General features: G+C 63.7%; 20 protein-coding genes. 12 read left to right on the top strand and 8 right to left on the bottom strand.

What is annotated here, in order from left to right; translation table 11 throughout:
* Positions 1–451 precede the first annotated feature (451 nt).
* The 3 genes from LKX83_RS26910 to murQ all read right to left on the bottom strand — a co-directional run bounded on the left by LKX83_RS26910 (position 452) and on the right by murQ (position 3,819).
* Positions 452–1,582: an amidohydrolase/deacetylase family metallohydrolase gene (locus LKX83_RS26910; protein ID WP_227885932.1), complete on the bottom strand. Its 1,131-nt coding sequence runs from the start codon at positions 1,580–1,582 to the stop codon at positions 452–454.
* Between the two features lie 86 nt (positions 1,583–1,668).
* The gene (locus LKX83_RS26905; protein WP_227885931.1) at positions 1,669–2,847 is read right to left on the bottom strand and encodes a PLP-dependent aminotransferase family protein; all 1,179 of its coding nucleotides are present in this window, start codon (positions 2,845–2,847) and stop codon (positions 1,669–1,671) included.
* Between the two features lie 45 nt (positions 2,848–2,892).
* Positions 2,893–3,819 carry an N-acetylmuramic acid 6-phosphate etherase gene (gene murQ, locus LKX83_RS26900; protein WP_227885930.1) on the bottom strand — a complete coding sequence of 309 codons (927 nt, stop codon included), beginning with the start codon at positions 3,817–3,819 and terminating at the stop codon, positions 2,893–2,895.
* Positions 3,820–4,175: 356 nt separating this feature from the next.
* On the opposite strand from murQ, the gene LKX83_RS26895 reads away from it, so the two are divergent.
* The 8 genes from LKX83_RS26895 (at position 4,176) to LKX83_RS26860 (ending at position 12,500) form a co-directional block, all read left to right on the top strand.
* The gene (locus LKX83_RS26895) at positions 4,176–5,345 is read left to right on the top strand and encodes an exo-beta-N-acetylmuramidase NamZ family protein (protein ID WP_227885929.1); all 1,170 of its coding nucleotides are present in this window, start codon (positions 4,176–4,178) and stop codon (positions 5,343–5,345) included.
* Between the two features lie 26 nt (positions 5,346–5,371).
* On the top strand, positions 5,372–6,325 hold the full coding sequence (locus LKX83_RS26890) for a GNAT family N-acetyltransferase (protein ID WP_227885928.1): 954 nt from the start codon (positions 5,372–5,374) through the stop codon (positions 6,323–6,325).
* A 29-nt stretch (positions 6,326–6,354) separates the two neighbouring features.
* Positions 6,355–7,659, top strand: coding sequence for an ABC transporter substrate-binding protein (locus tag LKX83_RS26885; protein WP_227885927.1), 1,305 nt, complete (start codon positions 6,355–6,357; stop codon positions 7,657–7,659).
* 73 nt (positions 7,660–7,732) lie between these two features.
* Complete coding sequence (locus LKX83_RS26880; RefSeq protein WP_227885926.1) at positions 7,733–8,629, top strand: carbohydrate ABC transporter permease; 897 nt, start codon at positions 7,733–7,735, stop codon at positions 8,627–8,629.
* Positions 8,629–9,501: a carbohydrate ABC transporter permease gene (locus LKX83_RS26875; protein ID WP_227885925.1), complete on the top strand. Its 873-nt coding sequence runs from the start codon at positions 8,629–8,631 to the stop codon at positions 9,499–9,501. The genes LKX83_RS26880 and LKX83_RS26875 overlap by 1 nt, the downstream gene beginning before the upstream one ends.
* A gap of 53 nt (positions 9,502–9,554) precedes the next feature.
* Complete coding sequence (locus LKX83_RS26870) at positions 9,555–10,262, top strand: PIG-L deacetylase family protein (protein WP_227885924.1); 708 nt, start codon at positions 9,555–9,557, stop codon at positions 10,260–10,262.
* 191 nt (positions 10,263–10,453) lie between these two features.
* The gene (locus LKX83_RS26865; protein WP_227885923.1) at positions 10,454–11,572 is read left to right on the top strand and encodes a serine hydrolase domain-containing protein; all 1,119 of its coding nucleotides are present in this window, start codon (positions 10,454–10,456) and stop codon (positions 11,570–11,572) included.
* 79 nt (positions 11,573–11,651) lie between these two features.
* Positions 11,652–12,500, top strand: a complete 849-nt coding sequence (locus LKX83_RS26860) for a MurR/RpiR family transcriptional regulator (protein ID WP_227885922.1) — start codon at positions 11,652–11,654, stop codon at positions 12,498–12,500.
* A gap of 201 nt (positions 12,501–12,701) precedes the next feature.
* Here LKX83_RS26860 and LKX83_RS26855 read toward each other — a convergent pair whose 3' ends face one another.
* The 5 genes from LKX83_RS26855 to LKX83_RS26835 all read right to left on the bottom strand — a co-directional run bounded on the left by LKX83_RS26855 (position 12,702) and on the right by LKX83_RS26835 (position 20,152).
* On the bottom strand, positions 12,702–13,688 hold the full coding sequence (locus LKX83_RS26855) for an N-acetylglucosamine kinase (RefSeq protein WP_227885921.1): 987 nt from the start codon (positions 13,686–13,688) through the stop codon (positions 12,702–12,704).
* 220 nt (positions 13,689–13,908) lie between these two features.
* Positions 13,909–14,700, bottom strand: coding sequence for an N-acetylmuramoyl-L-alanine amidase family protein (locus tag LKX83_RS26850; RefSeq protein WP_227885920.1), 792 nt, complete (start codon positions 14,698–14,700; stop codon positions 13,909–13,911).
* 55 nt (positions 14,701–14,755) lie between these two features.
* Positions 14,756–17,779, bottom strand: a complete 3,024-nt coding sequence (locus LKX83_RS26845) for a DEAD/DEAH box helicase (RefSeq protein WP_227885919.1) — start codon at positions 17,777–17,779, stop codon at positions 14,756–14,758.
* Positions 17,776–19,410 (bottom strand): SWIM zinc finger family protein, encoded by a 1,635-nt coding sequence (locus LKX83_RS26840; protein WP_227885918.1) that lies wholly within the window; start codon positions 19,408–19,410, stop codon positions 17,776–17,778. Before LKX83_RS26840 ends, LKX83_RS26845 begins: the two co-directional genes overlap by 4 nt.
* A gap of 199 nt (positions 19,411–19,609) precedes the next feature.
* Positions 19,610–20,152, bottom strand: a complete 543-nt coding sequence (locus LKX83_RS26835; RefSeq protein ID WP_227885917.1) for a general stress protein — start codon at positions 20,150–20,152, stop codon at positions 19,610–19,612.
* A gap of 174 nt (positions 20,153–20,326) precedes the next feature.
* Here LKX83_RS26835 and LKX83_RS26830 point away from each other — a divergent pair, with 174 nt between their 5' ends.
* The 4 genes from LKX83_RS26830 (at position 20,327) to LKX83_RS26815 (ending at position 23,712) form a co-directional block, all read left to right on the top strand.
* Positions 20,327–20,683: a GNAT family N-acetyltransferase gene (locus LKX83_RS26830; RefSeq protein ID WP_227885916.1), complete on the top strand. Its 357-nt coding sequence runs from the start codon at positions 20,327–20,329 to the stop codon at positions 20,681–20,683.
* Between the two features lie 171 nt (positions 20,684–20,854).
* Positions 20,855–21,382 (top strand): hypothetical protein, encoded by a 528-nt coding sequence (locus LKX83_RS26825; RefSeq protein ID WP_227885915.1) that lies wholly within the window; start codon positions 20,855–20,857, stop codon positions 21,380–21,382.
* A gap of 210 nt (positions 21,383–21,592) precedes the next feature.
* Complete coding sequence (locus tag LKX83_RS26820; RefSeq protein WP_227885914.1) at positions 21,593–21,964, top strand: aspartyl-phosphate phosphatase Spo0E family protein; 372 nt, start codon at positions 21,593–21,595, stop codon at positions 21,962–21,964.
* Positions 21,965–22,098: 134 nt separating this feature from the next.
* On the top strand, positions 22,099–23,712 hold the full coding sequence (locus LKX83_RS26815) for an ATP-binding protein (RefSeq protein WP_227885913.1): 1,614 nt from the start codon (positions 22,099–22,101) through the stop codon (positions 23,710–23,712).
* The last annotated feature ends 172 nt before the right edge of the window (positions 23,713–23,884 follow it).

Genomic DNA, 23,884 nt, shown 5'->3' with positions numbered 1-23,884 from the left:
GCGAAAATACCGTTGGCGCACGAATGTGCGTAGTTAAACTACCTACATTCGGCGAAAATACCGTTGGCGCACGAATGTGCGTAGTTAAACTACCTACATTCGGCGAAAATACCGTTGGCGCACGAATGTGCGTAGTTAAACTACCTACATTCGACGAAAATACCGTTGGCGCACGAATGTGCGTAGTTAAACTACCTACATTCGGCGAAAATATCGGTGGCGCGCGAAAGTGCGTAGTTTAACTACCTACATTCCGCGAAAGTACCGTTGAAGCGCTAAAGAGCGTAATTAAACTACCTACATTTGGTGAAAATACCGTTGGCGCACGAATGTGCGTAGTTAAACTACCTACATTCCGCGAAAGTACCGTTGAAGCGCTAAAGAGCGTAATTAAACTACCTACATTCGGCGAATGTGCCAGCCGAGCGCTCTCCTCTCGTCAACGGCGCCGTCACTCGCACCGCACGACCGCACGCCCCAGCACGACCCGTTCCGGTCGGAAAACCCGGTCGAGCAGGCGCGTCTGACCCGAGGAGTCGACGGCAGGCGTCGGCTCGGACGCGACGGCAAACGCGGTGAACCGCGCCTGCTTGCCGACGAGTCCGCCGGCGAAGTCGTCCAGGCCGACGACCGCGGCCGGTCGGGCGGCGACGGCGTCGACGACTTCGTCGAGGCTGAGGCCGACGGCCAGCAGCTTGGACATCGTGAGCGTCAGACTGTGAACGGGGCCGCCGATGTTGCGCGCGTGAAGGTCGGTGCTGATGGAGAACGGCTTGCGGCCCAGCGCGATCGCGCGCTCCGCGATGGTGTAGTCGAAGCTGGCCGCGCCGTGGCCGACGTCGAAGCGCACGCCGCGATCCCAGGCGGCCGCCGCCTGCGGGATCAGGCCGCGGTTGTCGAACAATCCCCACCGCTTGCCGTGATAGCAATGCGTGACGATGTCGCCTTCCTCCAACAGGGGAAGAATGTCCTCCAGCAGCGGCAGCGGTTCGCCTACATGGATCATGAGCGGCAGCTCGGCCTCCGCGGCGGCGCGCCTCGCCACCTTTACGATTTCGAGCCCGAGTCCCCGCAAAATGACGCCACTCGCCCGAAGCTTAATCCCCTTAATCGTCTCGCGATTGTCCGCGATGCACGCCATCATGCGGTCGATGTTCAGCTTCTCCAGGCTGTCGAGCTCGCTGACCTGGCTGGCGTAGGTGAGGCCGATCATCCCCAGGTTCAGGAAGGAGAAGATCGGATAGTCGCGCGGCTTCGCGATATATTCGCGAAAGCCGATAAAGTTGGCCTCGCCCGCGCTGCCCGCGTCCACCAGGGCGGTGACGCCTGCGCGAGGGCCGATGTCGTCGGGCGGCAGTCCGATATTGGATACGCCGTAGTAAACATGGGTGTGCAGATCGATCCAGCCGGGCGAGAGCAGGCTTCCCCGCAGATCGATCGTTTCGGCGTCCGCCGGCGCCTCCAGCGAGCGGCCGACGGCGATTACGTTCCCGTCCGCGCCGATGAGGAGGTCGGTCGGCGACCGGTCGCATGAAGGACCGAAGCCGATGAGGCTGGCGTTGCGGAGCAGCAGTTCGTTCATCTGCGGTCATCTCCTTTCCGAATAGAAGCGGACATAGGACGCCTCGGTCCGGCGCGGCGCGCCAAATACACCCGCCGTCGCGACGATCAGTCCGGCCATCGCAGCAGAGAAGCGTAGGTTCGGTCGCCAGGGCTGCCGCTCGGCGGCGGCGCCGGATCGAGCAGCGCTCCGGCGATCGCTTCGCACACGCGCTCGATCTCGCCGTCCCGGAGCTGGCAGGCGTCGATCTGGAAATGCCCGAGCGCGGACTCGTGGGCGCGAAGCTGGATCGACGGGTTCCCCGCCGCCAGGCGCAGGACGAGCGATTCGGCGGACAAGCCGCACCGCCCTGCGTCCACCGTCACGCGCAGCCGCGTGATCGGGTTGCCGGTCGGGTCGACGACCCGATCCGCGACGAGACCCTCGAGCCGATTCAGCGCCTCGTACGCATAGTCGATCCGAGACTCCTCGGCTCGACGGATGGCGGCAGCGTCGCGGTCCCGCCACTGCGCCAGCGCTTCGAGGACGCCAACGATGCTTTCCTTGCCGACCTTCATGCAGCGGCCGATGCCCTTCTCCTGCATATAGCAGGCGCGGACGAGCCCCAGCTCTCCTGCGACGATGCCGGACGTGGGACCGCCCAAGAACTTGTGCCCGCTGTAGACGACGAGCCGGGCGCCCGCGGCGAGAAAGCCTTCGAGGTCGTATTCCGAAGCGGCGTCCACGATGACGGGAACGCCGCGCTCGGCGGCGATCGCGCAGCATTCCGCGAGGCCGAGCATGCCGCTCTGCACGGCATGGTGCGAAACGACATAGACGATCGCGGCCGTATTCGGCCCGATCGCGCCGCGCAACTGGTAGCCCGCGCAAGCCGTCGCGGCGCCGACCTCGACGAGCGAAGCGCCGGTGAGCCGGATCGTCTGCGCCAGGCTGGCGCCGAAGGAGACGCTGTGGCCTTTCTGAAGGATCACTTCGTGCCGCAGTCCCGCGACATCCGGCAGCCGTTCGATTCGGTCCAGGTCGGTCCCGGTCATGCTGGCGGCGACGGCGATCGCGATGCCCGAAGCGGCGCTCGCGGTGACGCAGCCGGCCTCGGCCCCGGTCGCCTCGGCGATGACGCGGCTCGCGGCGGCTTGGAGTTCCCGCATCTCGACAAAAGCAGGCAACGCGGCATTCATCGCCGCCGCCACGCGGGGGCCGACCGAGGACGAGCCCAGGTAAGTCATCGTCCCGGCTGCGTTGAGAACGCGGCGCAGGCCGTATCGTTCATAAAGGTCGACATTCATTCCGCTGGCTCTCCTTTCGCGAGGGGAAGACTCTCGAGCGCCGGCTCAGGAGGCCGACCCGCCGCTCTGCTGCGACATGGCGATCGCCCCGCCGACGAAGCCGTCGGCCCGCTCGAGCAGCTGGCGGGCCTGTTCCTTGTCGGCTCCCGCGCGCAGCATGACGATCGCCGTCTTCACGTGACCGTCCGCCGCCTCGTACGCGGCCTCCACCTCGGCGTCGGAGGCCTGCGTGGCGAGCTGGATGATCCGCTTCGCCCGGTCCACGAGTTTGCCGTTCGACGGCTGCAAATCGACCATGAGATTGTCGTACACTTTGCCGACCTTTACCATCGATGCGGTCGTAAGCATGTTCAGAATCAGCTTTTGCGCCGTTCCCGCCTTCATGCGGGTAGAACCCATGATGACTTCGGGGCCGACCACCGCTTCGATCATCAGATCGGCGATGTCGGCCATCGGACTGCGCTCGTTGTTGCTGATGCCGATGACCGTGGCGCCGATTTCGCGCGCCCGCGTCATCGCCCCGAGCACATATGGCGTCCGCCCGCTGGCGGCGATGCCCACGAGGACGTCTTCCGGCCGGATGCCGTATGCGGTCACGTCGCGGACGCCGAGCTCGTAGCTGTCCTCGGCGCCTTCGACCGCTTCGCGGATCGCCTTGTCGCCGCCGGCGATGATGCCCTGCACCCTATCAGGGTCCGTCCCATAGGTAGGCGGACATTCCGAGGCATCCAGAATGCCGAGCCGGCCGCTCGTCCCCGCGCCGAAGTAGAACAGACGCCCCTGCTTGCGGAAGCTGTCCACGATCCGCGCGACGGCTTCCGAAATCGCCGGGATGGCGGCGCCGACGACGTCGGCGACGGTACGGTCCTCCTCGTTGATCAGCCGCAGAAGCTCGGGGGTCGAATATCGATCGATATGGCGCGTTCTTCTATTTTGTTTCTCCGTCGTCAGCGCACTGATATTTTCGTTCATAAGCTTGCCTCCATCGCTCGATGTATTCGTCGTCAGTCGGCTCCCGCGCCCTGAGGCGGCGGTTGCGAAGCGTTCAGAGCCAGTATATACAGGAAAAAATGATTTGTAAAATAAAAAATTATAATTTTATTTATGTATTGAAAAATTATTTTAGTTCTCTATAATGGGGTTTAGGCAGCGCTTACAATCGAAGCTCGGACGACGGGCGGTTCGAAATCCAGCGTATGGAAGAGGAGGTAATGCGGGAATATGATTCTATATTTCAAGATAAAATGTCTTGTTGAAATAAAATTTCTGACTTAATATAATAGCAAACATAACATGGATTCGAAATAAAAGGGATTGAGGTGAAGTTTATGTCAACTATAGTGAAAACCGGAGCAGATAATCTGACAGAAAAAGCCGGGCCATACTTAAAAGGAAAAGCCTTCGGCCTGCTGACGAACCCGACCGGCATCGATTCGCGGTACCGGTCCACGATCGAGATTTGCGCGTCGCTGCCGGGAGCCGAACTGAAGGCGCTGTTCGGCTGCGAGCACGGCATCCGGGGCGACCGCCAGGCCGGCGTCAAGTTCGAGGAGGAGATCGATCCCGAGACCGGACTCACGGTGCACAGCCTGTACGGCCGGCACCGCAAGCCCACGGCCGAGATGCTGGCGGGACTGGACGCGATCGTGTTCGACATTCAGGATCTGGGCGTTCGCTTTTATACGTACCTTTCCACGCTCGTCTACGTAATGGAAGCCTGCGCGGAGCACGGCGTCGAGGTGATCGTGCTCGACCGGCCGAATCCGCTCGGCGGGCACACCGCCGAAGGAGGCTATCTGCAAGAGGGCTTCTACTCCATGGTCGGCGCCTGGCGCATCCCTTTCAGCACGGGACTGACGATCGGCGAATTCGCGACGTTCGTCCGCAGCCGGATGGAGAAGCCTTGCGCGCTCCGCGTCGTGCCGCTCGAAGGCTGGAACCGCGACATGGAATATCCCGACACGGGGCTGCCCTGGATTCTCCCGTCCCCGAACATGCCGACGATGGATACCGTGCGCGTCTACGCGGGCAACTGTCTCTTCGAAGGAACCAACCTCTCCGAAGGGCGCGGGACGACCAAGCCGTTCGAAATGATCGGCGCGCCGTGGCTGCAAAATCGCGAGCTGTGTGCGCAGATGAACGCCCTAGGCCTCCCGGGCGTCGTGTTTCACCCCGTGACGTTTACGCCGGTCATTTCCAAGCACCGCGGGGAGCTGTGCAACGGCGTGATGACGTTCGTCACGGATAAGCGCGCTTACGAGGCGGCCGCGACCGGTCTTCGCCTCGTTCACCGAATCATGACGCTGCACCCGGATGAGTTCGCGTGGGTGAAGCCCGCCGAAGCGGAGTCCGGTTGGTTCATCGACGTGCTGAGCGGCAGCGACCGGGTTCGCAAGACGCTGCACCAGGAAGGCGCATTGGAGGCGATCCTGGCCGACTGGCAAGCCGACAGCCGGGACTGGATCGAAGCGAGACGTTCGAGCCTGCTCTACGATTGACTATATCCGCGATATGAGGTGATCCCATGACAACCGTTCAATACCGTCATTATGTGCCGGGAGACGAAGCGGCCATCGTAAAGCTGTGGAACCGCTGCTTGACCAAGGATCCGATCACCGAGCTGCGCTTTCGCAATCTTGTGCTGCTCGACGCGAACTTCGATCCGCAGGGAATGCGCATCGCCAGCGCGGGCGGAGAGGTCGTCGGCTGCTATTACGCCATCCGGCGCCTGCTGCCGATGCATGGCACGGAGCTGGAGCCGGACCGGGGCTGGGTACCATTCTTCTTCGTCGACCCCGCGTATCGGAGACAGGGCGTCGCGACGCGGCTGCTGGAGGACGCGACCGCTTTTTTGCGGGCCAATAAGCGGGACAAAATGTTCTTTTCCGCTTACGCCCCGAACTACGTCGTGCCCGGCATCGACAAGCAAGCATACCCCGAGGCAGCCGCTTGGCTCGACAAGCTCGGCTTCGCCAGACAGTACACGTCGGTGGCGATGGATTATTCTCTCGTCGACTTCGAAATCCCCGAGGCCGTCGGCCAGTTGATCGAACAGCGCAAGCGCGAAGGGTACACGTTCGAACAGGCGACGGATCGCGATCTGTACGAGCTGATCCGCTTTGCCGCGGAGGCGTTTAATCCCGACTGGGGCCGCGCCATCCGCGAAGGGCTCGTCCAGCAGCTGAAGCTGTCGCAGATACTGGTGGCGAGACATCAAGGGACGCTGGTCGGCTTCTGCCTGCATGGCGGATACGAAGGCGTGCGGGAGCGGTTCGGTCCCTTCGGCGTCGACCCGAGCCAGCGGGGCAAAGGCATCGGCAAAATTCTGTTGTACGAATGCCTCAAGCTCATGCGCGCGCAGGGCATGCATGGCGCATGGTTTCTATGGACCGGAGAACAGAGTCCGGCAGGTCAGCTGTATCTGAAGACGGGTTTCACAATCACACGAAGCTTCGACATCGTGTGCAAATCCATATAAAAACCATGCGTTCAGGGAGGGCTCAACAGATGAAAACGTGGAAAAAGGTATTGAGCGGTACGGTTTTGGCGGCGCTCGCGGCGACCACGGCCGCCTGCGGCAGCGGCGACGGCGGTTCGTCCGGCAAAAAGGTGACGCTGACGCTTCTGTCGCACTACAACGGCAACAACGAAACGGCGCTGAAGCCGATCATCGAGAAGTGGAACAGCGAGAATCCCGATATCCAAGTCAAGCTGACGCCGGTCGACTTCGGCGAGCTGCTCAAGACGATCATGACCAAGCAGTCGGCCGGCCAAGTCGCGGACATCATGCACGTCTACACGCTGTGGGGCGGCCAGTTGGCCAAGAGCAACGTGCTCGCCGAAGCGCCGCAGAGCGTCGCCGACGACGTCGCCCAGAACTATCCGGAAGCCGCGGTCAAAGGCGCTTCCCTGAACGGCAAGGTATTCGGCTACCCGACGGAGGTACAAGCCTACGGATTGTTCTACAACAAGAAGCTGCTGAAAGAAGCGGGGTACGACGCGCCGCCGAAGACGTGGGACGAGATGCTCGAGATGGCCCAAAAGATCGAGAAGCGGGATTCGTCCGGCAAGGTGCTCGTTCAAGGCTTCGGATTCCAGCGCGGCTATGCCGGTCTCGTCGACCAGCCGTTCATGGCGATGATGGCCGCCGCGGGCAGCCCGCTGCTGAGCGACGACCTGGCCAAGTCCAACCTCGACGGCGATGCGGGCCGCAAGACGATGGACTTTTACAGCAAAGTGTACGGCAAGAACGGCATCACCGACATCGCGTTCAACACGACCAAAGGCTTCGGCGCGGGCCAAGTCGGCATGACGATCGGCGCCGGCTGGTGGGACGGCTCGCTCAAGACATTGATGAAGGACGCGTACGCGGACGTAGGCGAAGCGCCGATGCCGACGCCGGACGGCGGCGCGGGCGGCACGATGGCGTATACGTGGGCATACGGCGTCAACAGCAAGTCCAAGCATCAGGAAGAAGCCTGGAAGTTCCTCCAATGGCTGAACACGCAAACCGACGACAGCGGCATGACGCCGGAAGGCAAGTTCCTGCTCGATACGTTTAACGTCATCCCGTCCCGCAAGTCGGACCTGCAGTCCGCCAAGGTGCAGGAAGTTCTCCAGTCCAGCCCGAGCGCCAAGCTGTTCGCAGACGCGCTGAACAACGCGCTGGACGAGCAGAGCCCGGCGGCCGGCATGGAAGTACAGGACATCCTGTACAAGCAGATCGAGAGCATGTGGACCGATCAGATCCAGGCGGATGCCGCGCTCAAAAACGCGCACGAGCAAATCGGCGCCAAGCTCGCCGAGAAATAAGGAGGAAGGCGGCCGGGCGGCTTCAGCGCCGCCCCCGCCGCTCCCCTGACCCGAAGTTGCAAGGAGGTGGGCCATGAGACGATTCAAATTCAAGAGAGAGACGCTGCTTGCCTACTCTTTCCTGTCGCCGGTTTTGCTGTTTTACATGATCTTTCTCATGATCCCGGTCGTCTTCTCCGTGATCATCAGCTTTACCGACTGGGGCGGATTCGACTTCGCCTCGATGAAGTGGGTCGGCTTGAAAAATTACCGTTCCATTTTCTCGGGACAGTCGAGCTTCCTCCACCCGATCCTGACGAACACGTTCGTCTTCGCCTTCGGCGGCGTGGCCATTTCGTTCGTTGCGGCGCTCGTGATCTCGTACCTCATCTCCCGCATGCGGTTCGAAGGGCTGTGGCGGACGATGTTCTTCATGCCGGCCGTCACGACCGTCGTCGCGATCGGGAACGTCTGGTACTACATGTACAACCCGACCAACGGGCTGATCAACGGCGTCATCACCGCGCTGGGCTTCCGCCCGGTGAACTTCCTGGACGATCCGAACCACGCGCTCCTGTCCATTACCGCGGTCAGCGGCTGGATGGGCATCGGCAGCGCGGTGCTGCTGCTGAGCGCCGGGCTGAAGGGCATTCCGCACGACTACTACGAGGCCGCCGAGCTGGAGGGCGCCGGACAGTTCCGCCAGTACACGCGGATCACGTTCCCGCTGCTTAAGCCGACGATTCTGTTCGTGCTGATCACGTCGTTCATCGGCGGCCTGCAGTCGTTCACGCTAACGATGGTCATGGCCAAAAGCGGCGGACCGGGCAACTCGACGAACGTCGGCGCGCTCGAGATGTACAACCAGGCGTTCAGCTTCGGCAACTGGGGCGTGGCGAGCGCCATGGCCTTCGTCCTGTTCGTCGTCATCTTCATCATCACAATGGCGCAGCTGCTGATTTTCCGCAAGGGAGGGGTGGAGAGCTACTGATGAAATCCCATCGCGCCCCTTGGTACTTTTACGTCATCATCGCCGTAGGCAGCGTGATCATGGTTTTTCCGTTCCTGGACATGATCTTCTCGTCGTTCAAGAGCGCGTCCGAGTACGCGCTGCTGAACTACAAGCTGCTGCCGCAGCAATTCATGTTCGACAACTACCGGTTGGCGGTCGAACAGCTTCAACTGCTTCTGCTGTTCAAGAACAGCTTGATCCGCTCGGTCTCGATCACGCTGCTCGTGCTGATCACGAGCTCGCTCGCGGGCTACGTGCTGGCCAAGCTCCGTTTTCCGGGCAAGCAGGTCGTGTTCCGCTTCATCCTGTCGACGATGATGTTTCCGGCGTTTCTGTTTTTCATCCCGAACTACTTCATCACCGTCCACTTTCCGCTTGTCGGGGGCAACGACATCCTCGGCCAAGGCGGAGAAGGGGGACTGGCGGCGAGCGTGCTCGGGCTGATCGTACCCTTTTCGGTATCGGGCTTCGGCATCTTCCTGATGCGGCAGTTCATGATCTCGATCGAAGACGCCTATCTGGAGGCCGCCCGCATCGATGGGGCCAAGGAGCTGCGCATCTTCGTCCAGATCGTCATGCCGATGACGGCGCCGGCGCTCGCCACGCTCGCGATCTTCGAGTTCATCAACTCCTGGAACGAATTCATCTGGGCGCTGCTCATGAACTCGGTCAATTCGAATCTGGCGACGCTGCCCGTCGGCATCCAGATGCTCAAGTCCGCGATCGACCCGACGCTCACGCAGCCGCTTGTCATGGCAGGGCTCGTCATCGCGACGATTCCGATCCTGATGCTCTTCATCTTTTTGCAAAAGTACTACGTTCGCGGCATGATGAACGCAGGACTGAAGTAACGCGTCTTAAGCCCGATTCCATCACCCTATTTAACAAAGGAGCGACTTTATCCATGAGCAATCAAAAACAGCACATTCTCGCCATCAGCGCGCATGCGGGGGACCAAGACCTGACGGCGGGCGCGACGCTCGCCAAGTACGTCATGGAAGGCCACAAGGTGACGATGCTCCATCTGACGCCGGGCGAAAAGGGCCATCCCCGCCTGTCCCCGACGGAGTACGCCAAGCAGAAGATCGAGGAAGCGCATCAATTCGCGCACATCATCGGCGCGGACGTCCGCTTTTTCGACTACAAGGACGGCGAGCTGCCGCTGAACGAGGAGATCAAATTCCAGGTCGCGGACGTCATCCGCGAGCTGAAGCCGGACATCCTCATCACCCACTGGTCGAAGAGCATGCACAAAGACCACGAGAACACCCACTTCATCGTCAAGGATGCGCGCTTCTACGCGGCGATTCCCGGCTTCGAGCGCGAGCTGCCGCACCACGGCGTCAAGCGGGTGTACTTCTCCGAGAACTGGGAGGACATGTACGACTACAATCCGGAAGTGTTCCTGGACATCCCGGAGGAGGCGTACGAGAAATGGGTCAAAGGCTTGAACTGCTACGCCTTCGCGCGGGGCGAGACGTACGGATTCCCGTACATCGAGTACTATAAAGCGTTGACCGTCGTCCGCGGCGCGGTCAACAACTTCAAGCGCGCGCAAGCTTACGCGGTCGCGCCGGGCGGCGTGCACCAGCGCCTGCAGATGTTCCTGTAATTCGCCGCGCCGGCTCAGACCGTCAGTCGCATGGACGATCGCGCGTCAGCCGATCCTTGCCCGTCCGTCCGGTCCGGCTCCCCTTGGGAGCCGGCCGGCGGCGGTTTGGGATACGGCTGGCCGCGTTTTTATCGGGGAAGGCGACGGGCGTGCCCGCAAGGCCGACATGAATGAAGAAAGGGGATTCGGTGATGAAGGAAGGGACGATCGAAAGGGCGCGGGAGATGGGGATGAACGCGCGGCTGATCGGCCGGGCCCTGGCGACGCTGGACGAGGCGATCGCGGAGGGGGAGACGCCGGGAGGCGTCGTCGCGATCGGGCGTCGTGGGCGGCTGCTGACGTACGCGTCCGGCGAAGCGATTCCTGCCGGCCCGGACCGGGCGCCGGCCTGCGAAGACACGATCTACGACTGTGCTTCGCTGACGAAGGTCGTCGCGACGCTGCCGCTCGTCCTTCAACTGCTCGACGAGGGCCGCATCCGGCTGGAGGACCCGGTCGCGCGCTATATACCCGCCTTCGCGTCGAACGGCAAGGCGGGCGTCACGATCCGCCAGCTGCTTACGCATACGGGCGGGCTGGCGCCTTTTGCCGACATGCACTCGCACGGCTGGTCGCCGGCGCAAATTCTGGACTTCGTCGCGGATCAGCCGCTTCAGTGCGAGCCGGGGACGCAGGTGGTATACAGCGACTTCGGCTTCATCCTGCTCGGCCGGCTGATCTCGGTCGTGCTCGACCGGCCGCTCGACGAGGCCGCCGCCGAACGCGTCTTCGCGCCGCTCGGCATGACGGACACCGGCTTCCGTCCGGCGCCCGCGCTTTGGGGGCGGATCGCGCCGACGGAGCATTACGCGTACGAGCCGGGCCCGCGATGGGGCGTCGTCCACGACGAGAACGCGGGAGCGATGGGCGGCGTCAGCGGACACGCGGGGCTGTTTTCCACGGCGCGGGATCTGTCCCGCTACGCGGCGATGTGGCTGAACGAGGGGAGAGGGGAAGGGGCGCGCGTGTTGTCGCCTCTGTCCATCCGGCTGGCCGCGTGCAATCAAACGACGGCGTCGGCCGTCGGGAACCGAGGGCTTGGCTGGGCGCTCAAGGGCGACAAGTGGGACGCGTCCGGGGATCTGCTGACCGGGCAAAGCTACGGGCATACCGGATTCACGGGGACGAGCCTGTACGTCGATCCGGCGTTGGGGCTGACCGTCGTCCTGCTGACGAACCGCGTTCATTACGGGCGGGACAAGTCGGTCGCGAGGCTGCGGGCGGTTCTGCATAATGCCGTCGCGGCCAGTCTGGAAGATTTGACTATTTAAAGTATAATAGGGTTGAACCATGATGCGGAACGCGATAGATTATACAACGGATTCGGTTTCGGTGCGGAGGTTTGAATCGATGAACGGTGGCCTTGTCAGGCTAAGAGAAGTGCTGGATCGGCTTACGCCTTCCGAGCGGAAGGTAGCCAAATTCATTCTGGAGCACCCGCAGGCGATGATCGGGATGTCCGTCGCCCAATTGGCCGAGCGCAGCGGGGGCAGCCAGGCAGCGGTCATCCGTCTGTGCAAGTCGATGGGATTCAAGGGCTACCAGGAGCTCATGCTCAAGGTTGCGGGCGACCTCCAGGAGGGGGTCGGGTTCGGCTATCAGGAGATCCAACCGCAGGACTCGATCGCGTCGATCGTCCAGCACGTCTCCAACAACAACATCCAGTCGATCCGGGATACGCTGAAAATATTGGACGTCGCCATGATTACGAAGGCGATCGACGCGCTGTACGAGGCAGATCGCATTTTCCTGTACGGCGTCGGCGCGTCCAACCTCGTCGCGCAGGATGCGCAGCACAAGTTCATGCGCATCAACAAGACGAGCTTCGCCTTCACGGACACCCACCTCCAGATGAGCTCCGCGGCGACGATGACGCCCCGGGACGCGGCGATCGGCATCTCCTACTCGGGGGAAACGCAGAACGTCGTCGCGAGTCTCAAGCTCGCCAAGGAGAAGGGCGCGGCCACGATCACCATCACGAAGTACGGCCACACGCCGGTAAGCGCGCTGGCGGACATCCCGCTCTACATGACGTCCACGGAAAACGAAATCCGCGTCGGCGCGACGTCTTCGCGGATTACGCAGCTGAACGTGATCGACATCCTGTACATGGGCATGGCGAGCAAGGACTACGAGAAGTCCGTCGAATACCTCGAGATGAGCCGCGAAGCCGTGAAGGTGCTGAAAGGCAAAGACTAAACCAAAGACCGTTGCAGGCGGGCTGCCGAGCGCAGCCGCCGCAGCGGTCTTTTTGGTGGTGGGGGTCAACGAAAGAAACTTTCGTTGCAGGCTCTGCCCGCCGCGGATTCGCCGCTGTAACGAAAGAAACTTTCGTTGCGGCCCCAGTAAGGCCCGGATTCGCCTCCGTATCACTGCGGGAACCGTTAGCGACCGGTCGTTTCAGTCGCTGCAACGTGTCCCTCCTTGAAATTGCTCCCCATCCGCAGCCGAAGCCGCCGGCCAGGTGAGCCGCGCCAACAAGGCGGCGCCTTCGGCCGGGCTGCGGGTCGGCTCGTGAAAGCGCAGCTGCGGGTATAAGCTCGTCAGCCTTCGGAGAAATTGCGCCCGGAAGAGGCGGCCGTGCTTGAAGATGGAGCCGATCGTGACGACGTCCGCATCGCCGAACGACGCTTCCTGGCGCATGAGAGCCGCCGTCGTATCGGCCAGCTCGGTCGCCTGCCCGCGCAAAATCTCCGAAGCGATCGCGTCGCCCGCCGCGCTGGCCTGGATGCAGAGCTCCGCGAAGGCTGCGATGTCGCGCTTGGTGATGTGCGCCTGATAGATGTACGTCTTGAGCTCGGTGACCTCGGTCAGCCCCAGCCGCGCCTTCACCGCCTCGGTGATCGCCGTCGGCGGGTAGACGCGGTCGTGGCTCCGCATCGCGGCTTGCAGCGTCAGCAGGCCGATGCGATAGCCGCTGCCCTCGTCCCCGAGCAGATGTCCCCATCCGCCGGCGCGGAATGCCCGGCCGTCCGCGGTATAGCCGGCCGAGATCGAACCGGTGCCCGAGATCGCCGCGATCCCGACGGGTTGATCCAGCGCCGCCATCAGCGAAATTTCCATCTCGCTGCGGATGGAAAAGGGGAACACCCGGCCGCTCTGCCGCTGATATTCTTGCAGGCCCGCTGTTAACGCCGCGCGCTCCTCCGGGGTGGCGACGCCCGCGATCCCCAGGCAGACGCCGGCGCAGGCGCCGCCGTCCAGCTCCGGCTGCCGGAAGACGCGGTCCAGCAAGCCGGTCAGTTCGTGGAGGGCGTTGTCCCGTCCGTTCGCATAAGGATTGGTCGGACCGCCGACAAGGGGCGCGACGCGCCGGTGGGCATCTTCACCGCACACGGCCGCTTCGGTCTTGGTGCCGCCGCCGTCGATCCCGATATAGTAGGCCATTCGTTCCACCCGCTTTCTCTAGTCCCTCCATTATAGAAGAAGGATCGGGAGGTTGTAAAATAAAATTCTAAGAAAAGTGGTAACTAGTAAAATTAAAATTCAGTGGTGTGACGGAGACATCGAATCGGGCGCAAACGCCGTTTTATCCTCCAGTTACCGTCTCTCCATGAGAAAACGCCGACCGGAAATCCGATCGGCGCCATCCTACCTGACCGCGCAGTCAGGGTTGCGAGTCTTGCTGGCCGGCGCGCAACTCCAAAAACCGCCGCAAGCCCTTCACGATCGCTTCGGCCGCGCGGTCCTGCGTCTCTTCCTGAAGCAGCTGCGCTTCCTCGGCGGGATTCGTCAGGAAGCCCACCTCCACCAGTGCCGCCGGCACCTCGCTGTCCCGGATGACCTGCAGGCTTTCCTTTTTCACGCCGCGGTCCCGGAACCCGAGCGCCTCGAGCAGCGGCTGGTGCACAGCCTCGGCCAGCTCTTGGCTGCCATCGTTGTAGTAAAAGCTCTCCGTCCCGGAAACGCTCGTGTCCTCCACAAACGTATTGCCGTGAATGGACAGAAACGCGTCCGCCCCGAGCTCGTTCGCCAAAGCGGGGCGTTCCGCGAGGTCGACGAACGTGTCGTCGGTCCGGGTCAGATGAACCTCGAACGTCTCCGGTTCCTGCCGCATGAGGTCCGCGACCTTCTGAGAGAGCGACAGCGTGAAGTCCTTTTCCTCGTCGCCGCTCGCGCCTTCCGCTCCGGGATCGTATCCGCCGTGTCCGGGGTCGATGACGACCTTGAACCGGGCATGCACCGTCGGCGCCGACGCCGCGCGGACCGGCAGGTCGGAGCTGGCTTTGGCGGACGTCGGAGAAGAAGCCTTGGGAGACGCCGCGGATGGGCCTAGTCGATCGGAGATCAACCAAGTCAGCGCGATGATCGCGACGGCCCCGAAAAGGAAGAGCAGGTCGCGTGAGCGCCGGTTTCGATAGAAGTGTCGTTCGGGTTCGGGGATCGGACGATGGCTCATCGCATCTGCCTCCTTCATTTGTATCGCTGGCGGGCACGTCCTTGCGCGCCGTCGTTCACCAATCTCTCCGCAGCACGATCAAGTCGCGCAGGGCGTCCGTAGACAGCTCCGTGATCCATCCCTCGGAAGCGGAGATGACATTGTCGCTTAGCGCTTGCTTGTCCTCCAGCATCTCGTCGATCTTCTCTTCGAGCGTGCCGAGGGAAATGAACTTGTGCACCTGCACGTCCCGGGTCTGTCCCATCCGGAAGGCGCGGTCCGTGGCCTGATTCTCGACGGCCGGATTCCACCAGCGATCGAAATGAAAGACGTGGTTGGCCGCGGTCAGGTTTAATCCGACGCCGCCGGCTTTGAGCGAGAGGATGAAGACGTTCGGCTGCTCCTCGGGCGGCAGCGTCCGCGACTGGAACCGCTCGATCATGCGATCCCGGGCGGTCTTGGACGTGCTTCCGTTCAAGTAGAGTACCGGCTCGCCGAGCTCCTGCTGAAGCACCGCCTGCAGCATCTCGCCCATGCCGACGTACTGGGTGAAAATAAGGCAGCGGTCCCCCTCGTCCCGCAGTTCCCGCACCATCGCCATCAAGCGCTCGAACTTGGCGGACCGGCCGATCAGCATATCGGCATCGAGCCCTTGGCCGTCGTCGGCCGCGGGGAGCGGCTCCTTCGTCGAGAGCAGCGGATGATCGCACAGCTGCTTGAGCCGGGTGAGCGCGCCCAGGATGGCGCCTTTGCGCTCGATGCCCTGCAGCTTGCGGATGCGATCCATCAGCTCGTTCACCGTCTGGTCGTAGAGCGAAGCCTGCTCGGGGGTCAGGTGGATGTATACTTTCATTTCGTTCTTGTCCGGCAGGTCGAGCTGAATGGCCGGGTCCTTCTTTTTGCGGCGAAGCATGAACGGCTTCACGAGCTGCTGCAGATCCGCCGTCCGGCGCTCATCGCGCTCCCGTTCAACGGCGGTCGCGAAGCGCTCCTGAAACGCGCGGGGCGAGCCCAGGTAGCCGGGGTTCATGAAGTCGTAGATGGACCAAAGCTCGGCTAACCGGTTCTCGATCGGCGTGCCGGTGAGGGCGACCCGGTGGCGGGCCGGAATCGCCCGGACGGCGGCGGACTGCTTGGTCTGCGCGTTCTTGATGTTTTGCGCTTCGTCCAGGCAGACGGTCGTCCAGGTATAAGCCTGCAGCGTCTCTTGATCCAGCGCCGCGGTCGCGTAGGTGGTGAGCACGACGTCCGCTTCTCCGATCGCGGCGGCGAACGCCTCGCCGCCCGCCCGCCGCGGACCGTAGTGGAGCGTAACCCGCAGCGACGGGGCGAAGCGGGCCAGCTCCTTCTGCCAGTTGCCCAGCACCGAGGTGGGGCAGATGACGAGGGAGGGGACCCGGGCAGCCGGGGAGCCGCTCTCCTGGATGTGCAGCAGGTAGGAGATGAGCTGCACGGTTTTGCCGAGGCCCATGTCGTCGGCCAGGCAGGCCCCGAGCCCAAATGTCCGCAGAAAGGCGAGCCAGGAGTAACCGTCGCGCTGGTAGGCGCGCAGCTCCGCCCGCAAGCCGGCCGGCGCCGGGAGCTTGGGCCATTCGGCCTGCTGGACGAGCTGGTCGACGACGCGGGAGAGGTGGGCGTTCAGCTCGACCTCGATCGCGACGCGCGTGGCCCCAGACTCGTCCTCCGGCGCCTCCTCGGGCGCCGCTTCGCCGTTTTTGGCAGCGGCCCAGGCGCCCCGGTTCGCAAGCAGATGCAGCTGCAGCACGTCCTGAAAGGACAGGCCGCGGGATTTGTCCATACCCTCCATGGCACGGCGGATTTGCGCAAGCAGCGCCGGATCGAGCGGGATCCATTGCCCGCGGAACTTGACGAGGCGCTCGCCCCGGGCGACCAGCTCCGCGAATTCAGCCTCGGTGAGGTCGGCATCGCCGATGGCGATGCGCCAGTCGAAGTCGATGATCGCGTCGAGGCCGAACAGCGACGGACGACCGGCGCCTTTCTTGGCGCCTTCGCCGTCGGTCTCCCGAAGCTTGGCGCGCAGGCGGGGCTTTTTGCGGCTGGCGGCTTCCCACCAGGCGGGCAGCAGCACCTGCCATCCGCCCTCGAGCAGGCGTCGGCTGTCCACGGTCAAAAAGCGCCACGCCGCCCCGTCGTCGAGCGGCTCGCCGAGCACGTCGCCGCCGCTGCCGAGATGCTCGGCGGGCAGGCTCGCGCGCAGCCGGTCGAGCCAGCTTCCGGCGCGCTGGCGCACCTGCGCCGTCCAAGCTTCCGGCCACGCGCCGGAGGCTTCGCCGCCCGCGCCCAGCCGGGCGGCGAAGACCGCGGCGGGATCGCGCTTGTCCTGCAGTACGAGCCGTAGCCGCCACTCGGGCAGCTCCTCCTCCGGCTCCAGCAATTGGAGCAGCGGGCGGAACGGCGCCGCATCGGCCTTCCAGCCGACCGCGACGAGCCAGGCCTCCGCGTCCATGCCTGCGAAGGCGGACGGATCCCGGGCGAACAGCAGCGGATATTCCCGGCGCAGATCGGCCGCCTCGGCCTCGGTACTGAAGTAACGCTCCGAGACGGCGGCGGAGAAAGCGGCGGCCAGGCCGCTCCGAAAGTCCCGCCGAGTCTCTTCCTCTTCCTCTTCCGGTTCCGGCAATGGGCCGCCGTCCGTCAGACGCGTCTCGCGGCCCGTCGTCGCGAGCGCCTCGTCCACAGCTTCGTCCTCCCAGTCCCAGCGGAGCGAGCCTTCCCGGAAGGCGGCGTAGCTCGGCGCGTACCGCCTCGCCTCGAGGGATGCCGCCAGCAGCGGCGCAAGACGGATCAGGAGGCGTGCGTTGTCGCCGGTCCACGCCCAGTCGATGTGGCGGAGCAGCTGCGGTTCCGCGAAGAAGGGGATGACCATCTCTGCAGGCAGGATGACGACGTCCATGTCTTCCTTCACGGTCTGTACTTCCAGCTCGGTGCCGTAGAAGGACGGCTCGTGCCAGGCGAACAGCCGCTGCTTGACGAAGGTCCCGGACACGTAGCGGTAGCCGTCCATCGTCCCGAGAATGACGGCGTCGCCGTGCTCGGTCAGGCTGATCTGGATATGAATCGTATCGAGATGCGTCGTCATGGAATCAGCTTTCCTTTCCGCAGCTCTTCCTGCAGCGCGCGCAGCCGGCTATGGCGTGCCGAGAAAGCCTCGAAGAACCGTTCCCACCGCGGCTCTCGCTTCGTCTTCTTGTACAGCTTCGCAAGCCGCTTGAGGAGTCGGGTCGCCGACTTGTAGCTGCTTCTGTTTTTCTCCGCCACGTAGCGCTCCACCGCATGGTGGTAAAAAGGAAGCAGCGCCTCGGGCGCCTCCTTCTCCAGCGGCTGAAGCTCGGGTGCGCGGAAGTCGAGTGGATCGCGTCCCGCGCTGATCTGGTAATCGATCCACCGATGCCATTCGCCGCGTTCCCGAAGCTTCTCCTCGTAGATGTCGCCGGAATAAGGCAGCATCCGGACGAGCGCCTCCCACATCCGCGGCTCGGCCTCGGGCAGCCGGCGGGCGGCCTGCTCCCAGTAGGCGGCATAAGCACCCAGCTGGTTGCGGTTTTGATAATGGCCGAGCAAGGGAGCGGTTGCCTCGAGCCAGGCGAGCAATCGCGGCCCATCCTCCGATTCCGCGAGGTCGGACAGGAAACGGTAGGCGTCGGCCGCGGACAGCGCGATCTTGAGCTGATCGGCCTGGCGGAGCAGCGCCCAGGCCGCCTCGTCGTCCTTCAGGGCATAGCGCATGAGACACTCGGCGAGCAGACGCGTCCGGCGCGAAAGCTTGGCCCGCGCGGGGCCGTCATTCTCGCCGGCTTCCGCGTCCTGAAGGAGGCGAATCTCCGCTTCGTACGGCGCGGCTTCACCCGGCGTCAGATTCGGCCGGACCCAGTGCCGCCAGAGGCGGTCGTAAAAGTCGAAATAATCGGCCTGGTCGGCCGCATCGCCGAGCATCCGTTCGCGCAGGTAGGCGATCGTCTCGGCGAGCCGCTCCCGCTGGTCCGACTCGCCTGCGAGGTCGGGCCCGTCGCCGAGGCTGGCCGCGATCGCTTCGTGCAGCTCGGAGACGGCCAGGTGCGTATGGTAGCCGAAGGAAGAGACGGGCTGCTGCCAAAAGGTCTGCCGCGGCGGATTCAATACCTCCTCCAGCACGAACAGGAGCGCATGGAGAGCGTAGAAGCGCGCGGTCGCGGGGGAGAGCGGGGGCGCCAGCCGGTCGATTGCCGCCAGCGCTTCCTTCGCGTACTGGACGTTGCGGGTCTCCTGCGCGAGGGGCGCGACGCAGCGCGCGAACAGGCCGCGCCATTCCGCCGCCGTCAGCCCGGGGATGCGCGCGGCCTCCTCCCTGAGGCCGACCGAAGCCTTGCCTCCGGCAGGCGCTGCGGTGCGCGTCGCAGCCGGCGCGGTGCCGGCGTTCGCGAGCGCGTTCACCGGCCGGCCCTGCCGCTCGGCATACGCCATGAGCGCCGCGGCGAGATGCTTGCAGCCGCGCTCCTGCGGGCAGCTGCACCGGCTGTCCGCGAGGCGCGCCAGCTTCAGCTCGACGAGACGGGGTTCCTCGTCCGCGACGATCCCCGAGATCTCGTCCGGCCCCGCGGCGCGCAGCCGCTGGACGCGCTCCTGCTTGTAATATTGGAAGCCCCGCTTGAGGGTCAGATCGTTAAACGTCCCGGCAGCCTCCTGCACAAGCCGCTGCCATTGCGTATCGTCCATGACATAGGTCGGTTGCATGATTCCACCATCCGATCCGGAGCGGGATTGCCGTCCGGGGTTTGAATCCTATTATTATATCATCTCCGGCGGATGGCGTGGTCAGGGAATCGACGGATACCAAGACCCCCAACGCCAAAAAGCCACCGAAGGCGCCTGCCTGCGGCGCATTCGATGGCTTGTATATGCCTACTGTCCGGAGCTGATGGACAGCAGGCAGTCAGACCCGATCGTAGTAGTTCGCGTTCAACGATTGGTTTTCGCGGAAGGTGTCGTATACGCCGCGATCGCGGTTCGCGCGCGCATCGTAAGCCGTGTCGTGCGCCGCGCGAGAATCGACCAGCACGAGAATACGGCCGTCCCGGACGTAAGCTTCGTATTCCTTGGCTTCGTCCTCGGGGATCCCCATGCCGATGAGCCCGCCTACGATGCCGCCCGTTCCGGCGCCGACCGCGAGACCCGTCAGCGTCGCCGCGATCGGCCCCGCCGCGAGGATCGGGCCGATGCCCGGAATGGCGAGCAGGCCGAGACTGGCAAGCAGGCCGGTGGCCCCGCCTACGATGCCGCCAGTCGCGGCGCCCGCGGTGGCGCCTTGGGGCGCTTTGGTCCCCGTTTCGTTCATCATGTCGTGCAGGTCGTCCCTGTTTTTACTCACGATAGAGATGTCGTCGGAGGCATAGCCTTGCCTTTTCAGCCCTTCGATCGCGCTGATCGCTTCCTCCTCCGTGGTGAACACGCCTACGATTTTCCGATGTTTCGCCATGTTGGTTCCCTCCCGTAGATGGAATGGTCAATGCTGGCTCTATTCGATTCTTACCCTCTTGCGGCCGGGATCAACCGCACGCGCCTTCGGACCTGCGTCCCGCCGTCTCGGATTCATCCGGATCGGGTAAATAATAGGACAGCAGGCGATCCGAGAAAAGGAGGTGCGTCACAGATGAGCGAATCGAAAGCGTCCGAGCCGGCGCGGGAGGTCGAAGTGCAAAAGCAGGGCAACGGCTACATGCTGCGGGACCGTACCGGGCAGGTCGGCGAGATTTCCTATCGGATGGCGGATGCGGACACCTGGATCATCGACCACATTTTTCTGGATCCCCGGTACCGCGGAACGGGCATGGCCAAGGAATTGTTGGACATCGTCGTGGAAGAGGCGCGGGACAAAGGGAGGAAAATCATTCCTTCGTGCGCTTACGCGCTGGCGCTGTTCAAACGCCGTGCCGAGTATGCCGACGTGTGGCGGAAGGAAGAACCGAGCCGGTACTCGGACGCCTACAGCTCGCATGGCGTGAAATAATACGGAGTCCTCTTGCAAGCCGGCTGTATTGGGATTCGAGGTTTTATTTAAAATTTAACAGAATGTTTGCAACTTTCGACGCGCGGGGCATGTCATACATGGATACAAGGACCTGGCATCCTCGTTTCTCATTCGTTTACCGTCTATCTGGCCGGGAAGGAGGCATGCGGCTTGAAGCAGAGAATTGCCGGGAAGTTGGCGGGAACGCTCGCGCGGCGCGTAGGATGGGCTCTCTCGCTGAGCTTTGCGCTATCGTTCGCGCTTCGGCAGCGCGCATCGGCCCAGAGCCTGGACGAGCCGTGCGTGCGGACGCCGTCGCCGGACCCGCTCTCCTCGCCGACGGGCAAATCGCCGCAGCCCGGCGGCGGTCATCCGACACCCGAAGCGCCGCCTTCGCGAGCCGCCTGCGGCGCGTGGCCGGGAGTGTCGCGGGAGCGGACAACGGCCGACCTCGACTACTCGCTTCCCCTCCTGCCTCGCGTTGCCCTGCATCCTCGATCCCGCTCCCCGACTTCGACCCAGACAGACGAGTTCGTCGCCAGCCCAGATCTTGAGCAAGACAGGCTGCGCGCCATGCTCCGCTCGGTCCCGTCGGACGATTGGGAGGACGATATGCGCCTTTCGCCCGCGATCCGGTCCCGATTCGGCGCCGCCCCGCATCCTGGGGGCGAGACCGAGGCGGCCGGCGGAGCGGACTGACGGGGCCGGCGAGCGGCTCGCCGGCGACGCACGGAGGACTCCTGGCCGCGGCGGCTTGCCAGCTGGTGCCGCCCCGTATGCTCGTCCGCCTCTTCGAGCGCCGTCACCGCCAGGCTGCCGATCAATGGCCGCAGCCGCCTCCGGGGCATCCGCCCCGATATTCCAGCTCGTTCCTCGCCGCACACTACGAGACGAAGGAGCGGATATCGCATGCTATTACGCAGACGGGGTCTCACCCCCGACGTTGCCGAATGGATGGATGGCCGCCTCGATCTCCACGAAGCCTCATCCCCCGACAGCCGATTCGCCTCGTTGACGGGGCGGGCCGCGCCGGACGCGCCGCTGCCGCGGTCCGCCGGCCGCCTATGGGTGGATCGGCTCGGGCGACTGCGTTCCGGAACCGGGGGGCGGGCAGCGGCCGACAAGCTCTCCGAGCTCAAGCGGGCGATACAGGCCAAGCGCCAGCAGCTTAATCTGCATGCCGACAGGCACGGACTGTCCGACGGGGGGTGCTTGCGCTACTCGATGGAACTGGACGAGCTCATCAACCTGTTTTACCGAAAACGGGGGTCGGCCAAGTAGGCCGACCTTCGGTCCTTCTGGGTAAAAAGGCCCGTGCGGGAAATTCCTTTTGTCCTAGAGGAAGGAGAGTCGGCCACAGGAGGCGAATGATAGAGGAGCTTGTTTTCACGACGAAAGGGTAAAACGGTACTGAGATGATCGAGACGACGATAGCCCGGATGCATCGCGAAAGCGCGCTGCGGGGCATGGATCCCGATCGGCTCCCCGCGTTCCGGGAGGCGCTGACAGGGAAAAAGCTGAAAGATCGACTGAAGGAATATGAGGAGCTGCTCGAGGTGATCGCCTTCTTTTCGGAACGCTTCCTCTCCTTGGTGCCCGGCGATCCGATCGCCATCCTCATCTCGGATGGCGAAGGACACGTGCTGGCCTTCAAGGGGGATGGGTCGATCATCGAGACGGTGAAGACGCTGGGCATCGCGGAGGGCGTGCGCTTCGACGAAGAGATGGGCGTCAACGCGCTTACGCTTTGCTTGCGTCTCGGGCAGCCGGTCCGGTTGAGCGGGGAGGATCACTACCACCGCGCGCTGCATCGCGTCGCCTGCTACGCCGCGCCGATCTTCGACGAGCGGACCGGCCGCATCCGCAGCACGCTCGCCTTCATGACGGACGTTTCCGTCGCACACCCGCACCTGCTCGCGCTGCTCTGCACGATGACCGATTCGGTGGAGCGGGAGCTGCGGCTGCGCCGGCAGAACACCCAGCTGCAGATCCTATACCAAGCGCTGCTCGAGACGAAGCATTACGGCGTCCTCGTCGCGGACGCGGCCGGCGTCATCGTAGAGATGAACGCCCGCATCCGGGAGGTGCTCGCTCCGGAAGCCGGGTCCGCGGGCGCGCAGCCCGGAGACAGCGTATTCGGGCTGCGGGAGATCGGACCGCGATTCCGGCAGGTCGTCGAAGGGCGCGAGGCGTGCGTTGGCGCGGAGCTCGCTCTGACGGTCCGCGGCGCGCTGCGGCACTACCTGCTGGATGCGATCCCGATCTACGACAAGGGGGGCGTGCTCGCGCGCGTCGTCGGCAGCCTGCGCGACATCACGGAAATGAAGTCGACGGAGGAGCTGCTTCGCAACACGGAGAAGCTGGTGTTCGCCGGCCAGGTGGCGGTCGGCATCGCGCACGAGATCCGCAATCCGCTCACGATCGTCAAGGGCATGCTCCAGTTGGCCGGGCGGGATGCCCATCCGCCGCGGCACTACGAGCTGATCATGTCGGAGCTGGAGCGGATGAACTTGATCGTGGGCGAGTTTATGCTTCTCGGCAAGCCGCAGGCCGCGCGTTTCCGCGAAGAGCGTTGTTTGCCGATCCTGCAGGAGGTGCTCAGCATCTTCGAGATCCAGGCGGCTATGAACGGGATCGTCATCCGGCGGGAGCTCGTTCGCGACATGACGATCCGCTGCGACCGCAACCAGATCAAGCAAGCGATCCTCAATCTGCTCATGAACGCGATGGAGGCGCTGCCCGCGGGCGGCGAGATCGCGATCGTCGCGGACGAGGCGGACGGCTGCCAGCGCATCCGAATCGCGGACGACGGCGAAGGGATGACGGCGGAGGCGCTGCAGCGGCTCGGCGAGCCGTTTCGCACGACCAGGCCGAACGGCAACGGCCTCGGCTTTATGATCGTCCGGCAGATCTTGGACACCCATCAGGGCCGACTCGCGGTCCGCAGCGAAGTAGGCAAAGGGACGACCGTAGAGCTTTTGCTGCCGGGCGAAGACGGGCGCGCATACAAGGATGGCATCAATGCATAACAGCGCGGTCATGGAGTCATCTCGTCCGTTCAAGCTGGAGAATTTCCGGCTCGACCTGAATTCGGCGCTTGACTAACGGGTTAGCCTCGAACGAGCGATCGGTTTGGAACATGGCTACGTAACGGTTGTCCTAGCGCTTAATCGGCCCCAAAAACGGAGGTTTCTTTTCTAA

The organism is Cohnella baijiui (assembly GCF_020731285.1).
Taxonomy (GTDB): domain Bacteria; phylum Bacillota; class Bacilli; order Paenibacillales; family Paenibacillaceae; genus Cohnella.
Note: the sequence above shows the minus strand (reverse complement) of the source record. Positions and strands in the feature narration are given on the sequence as shown.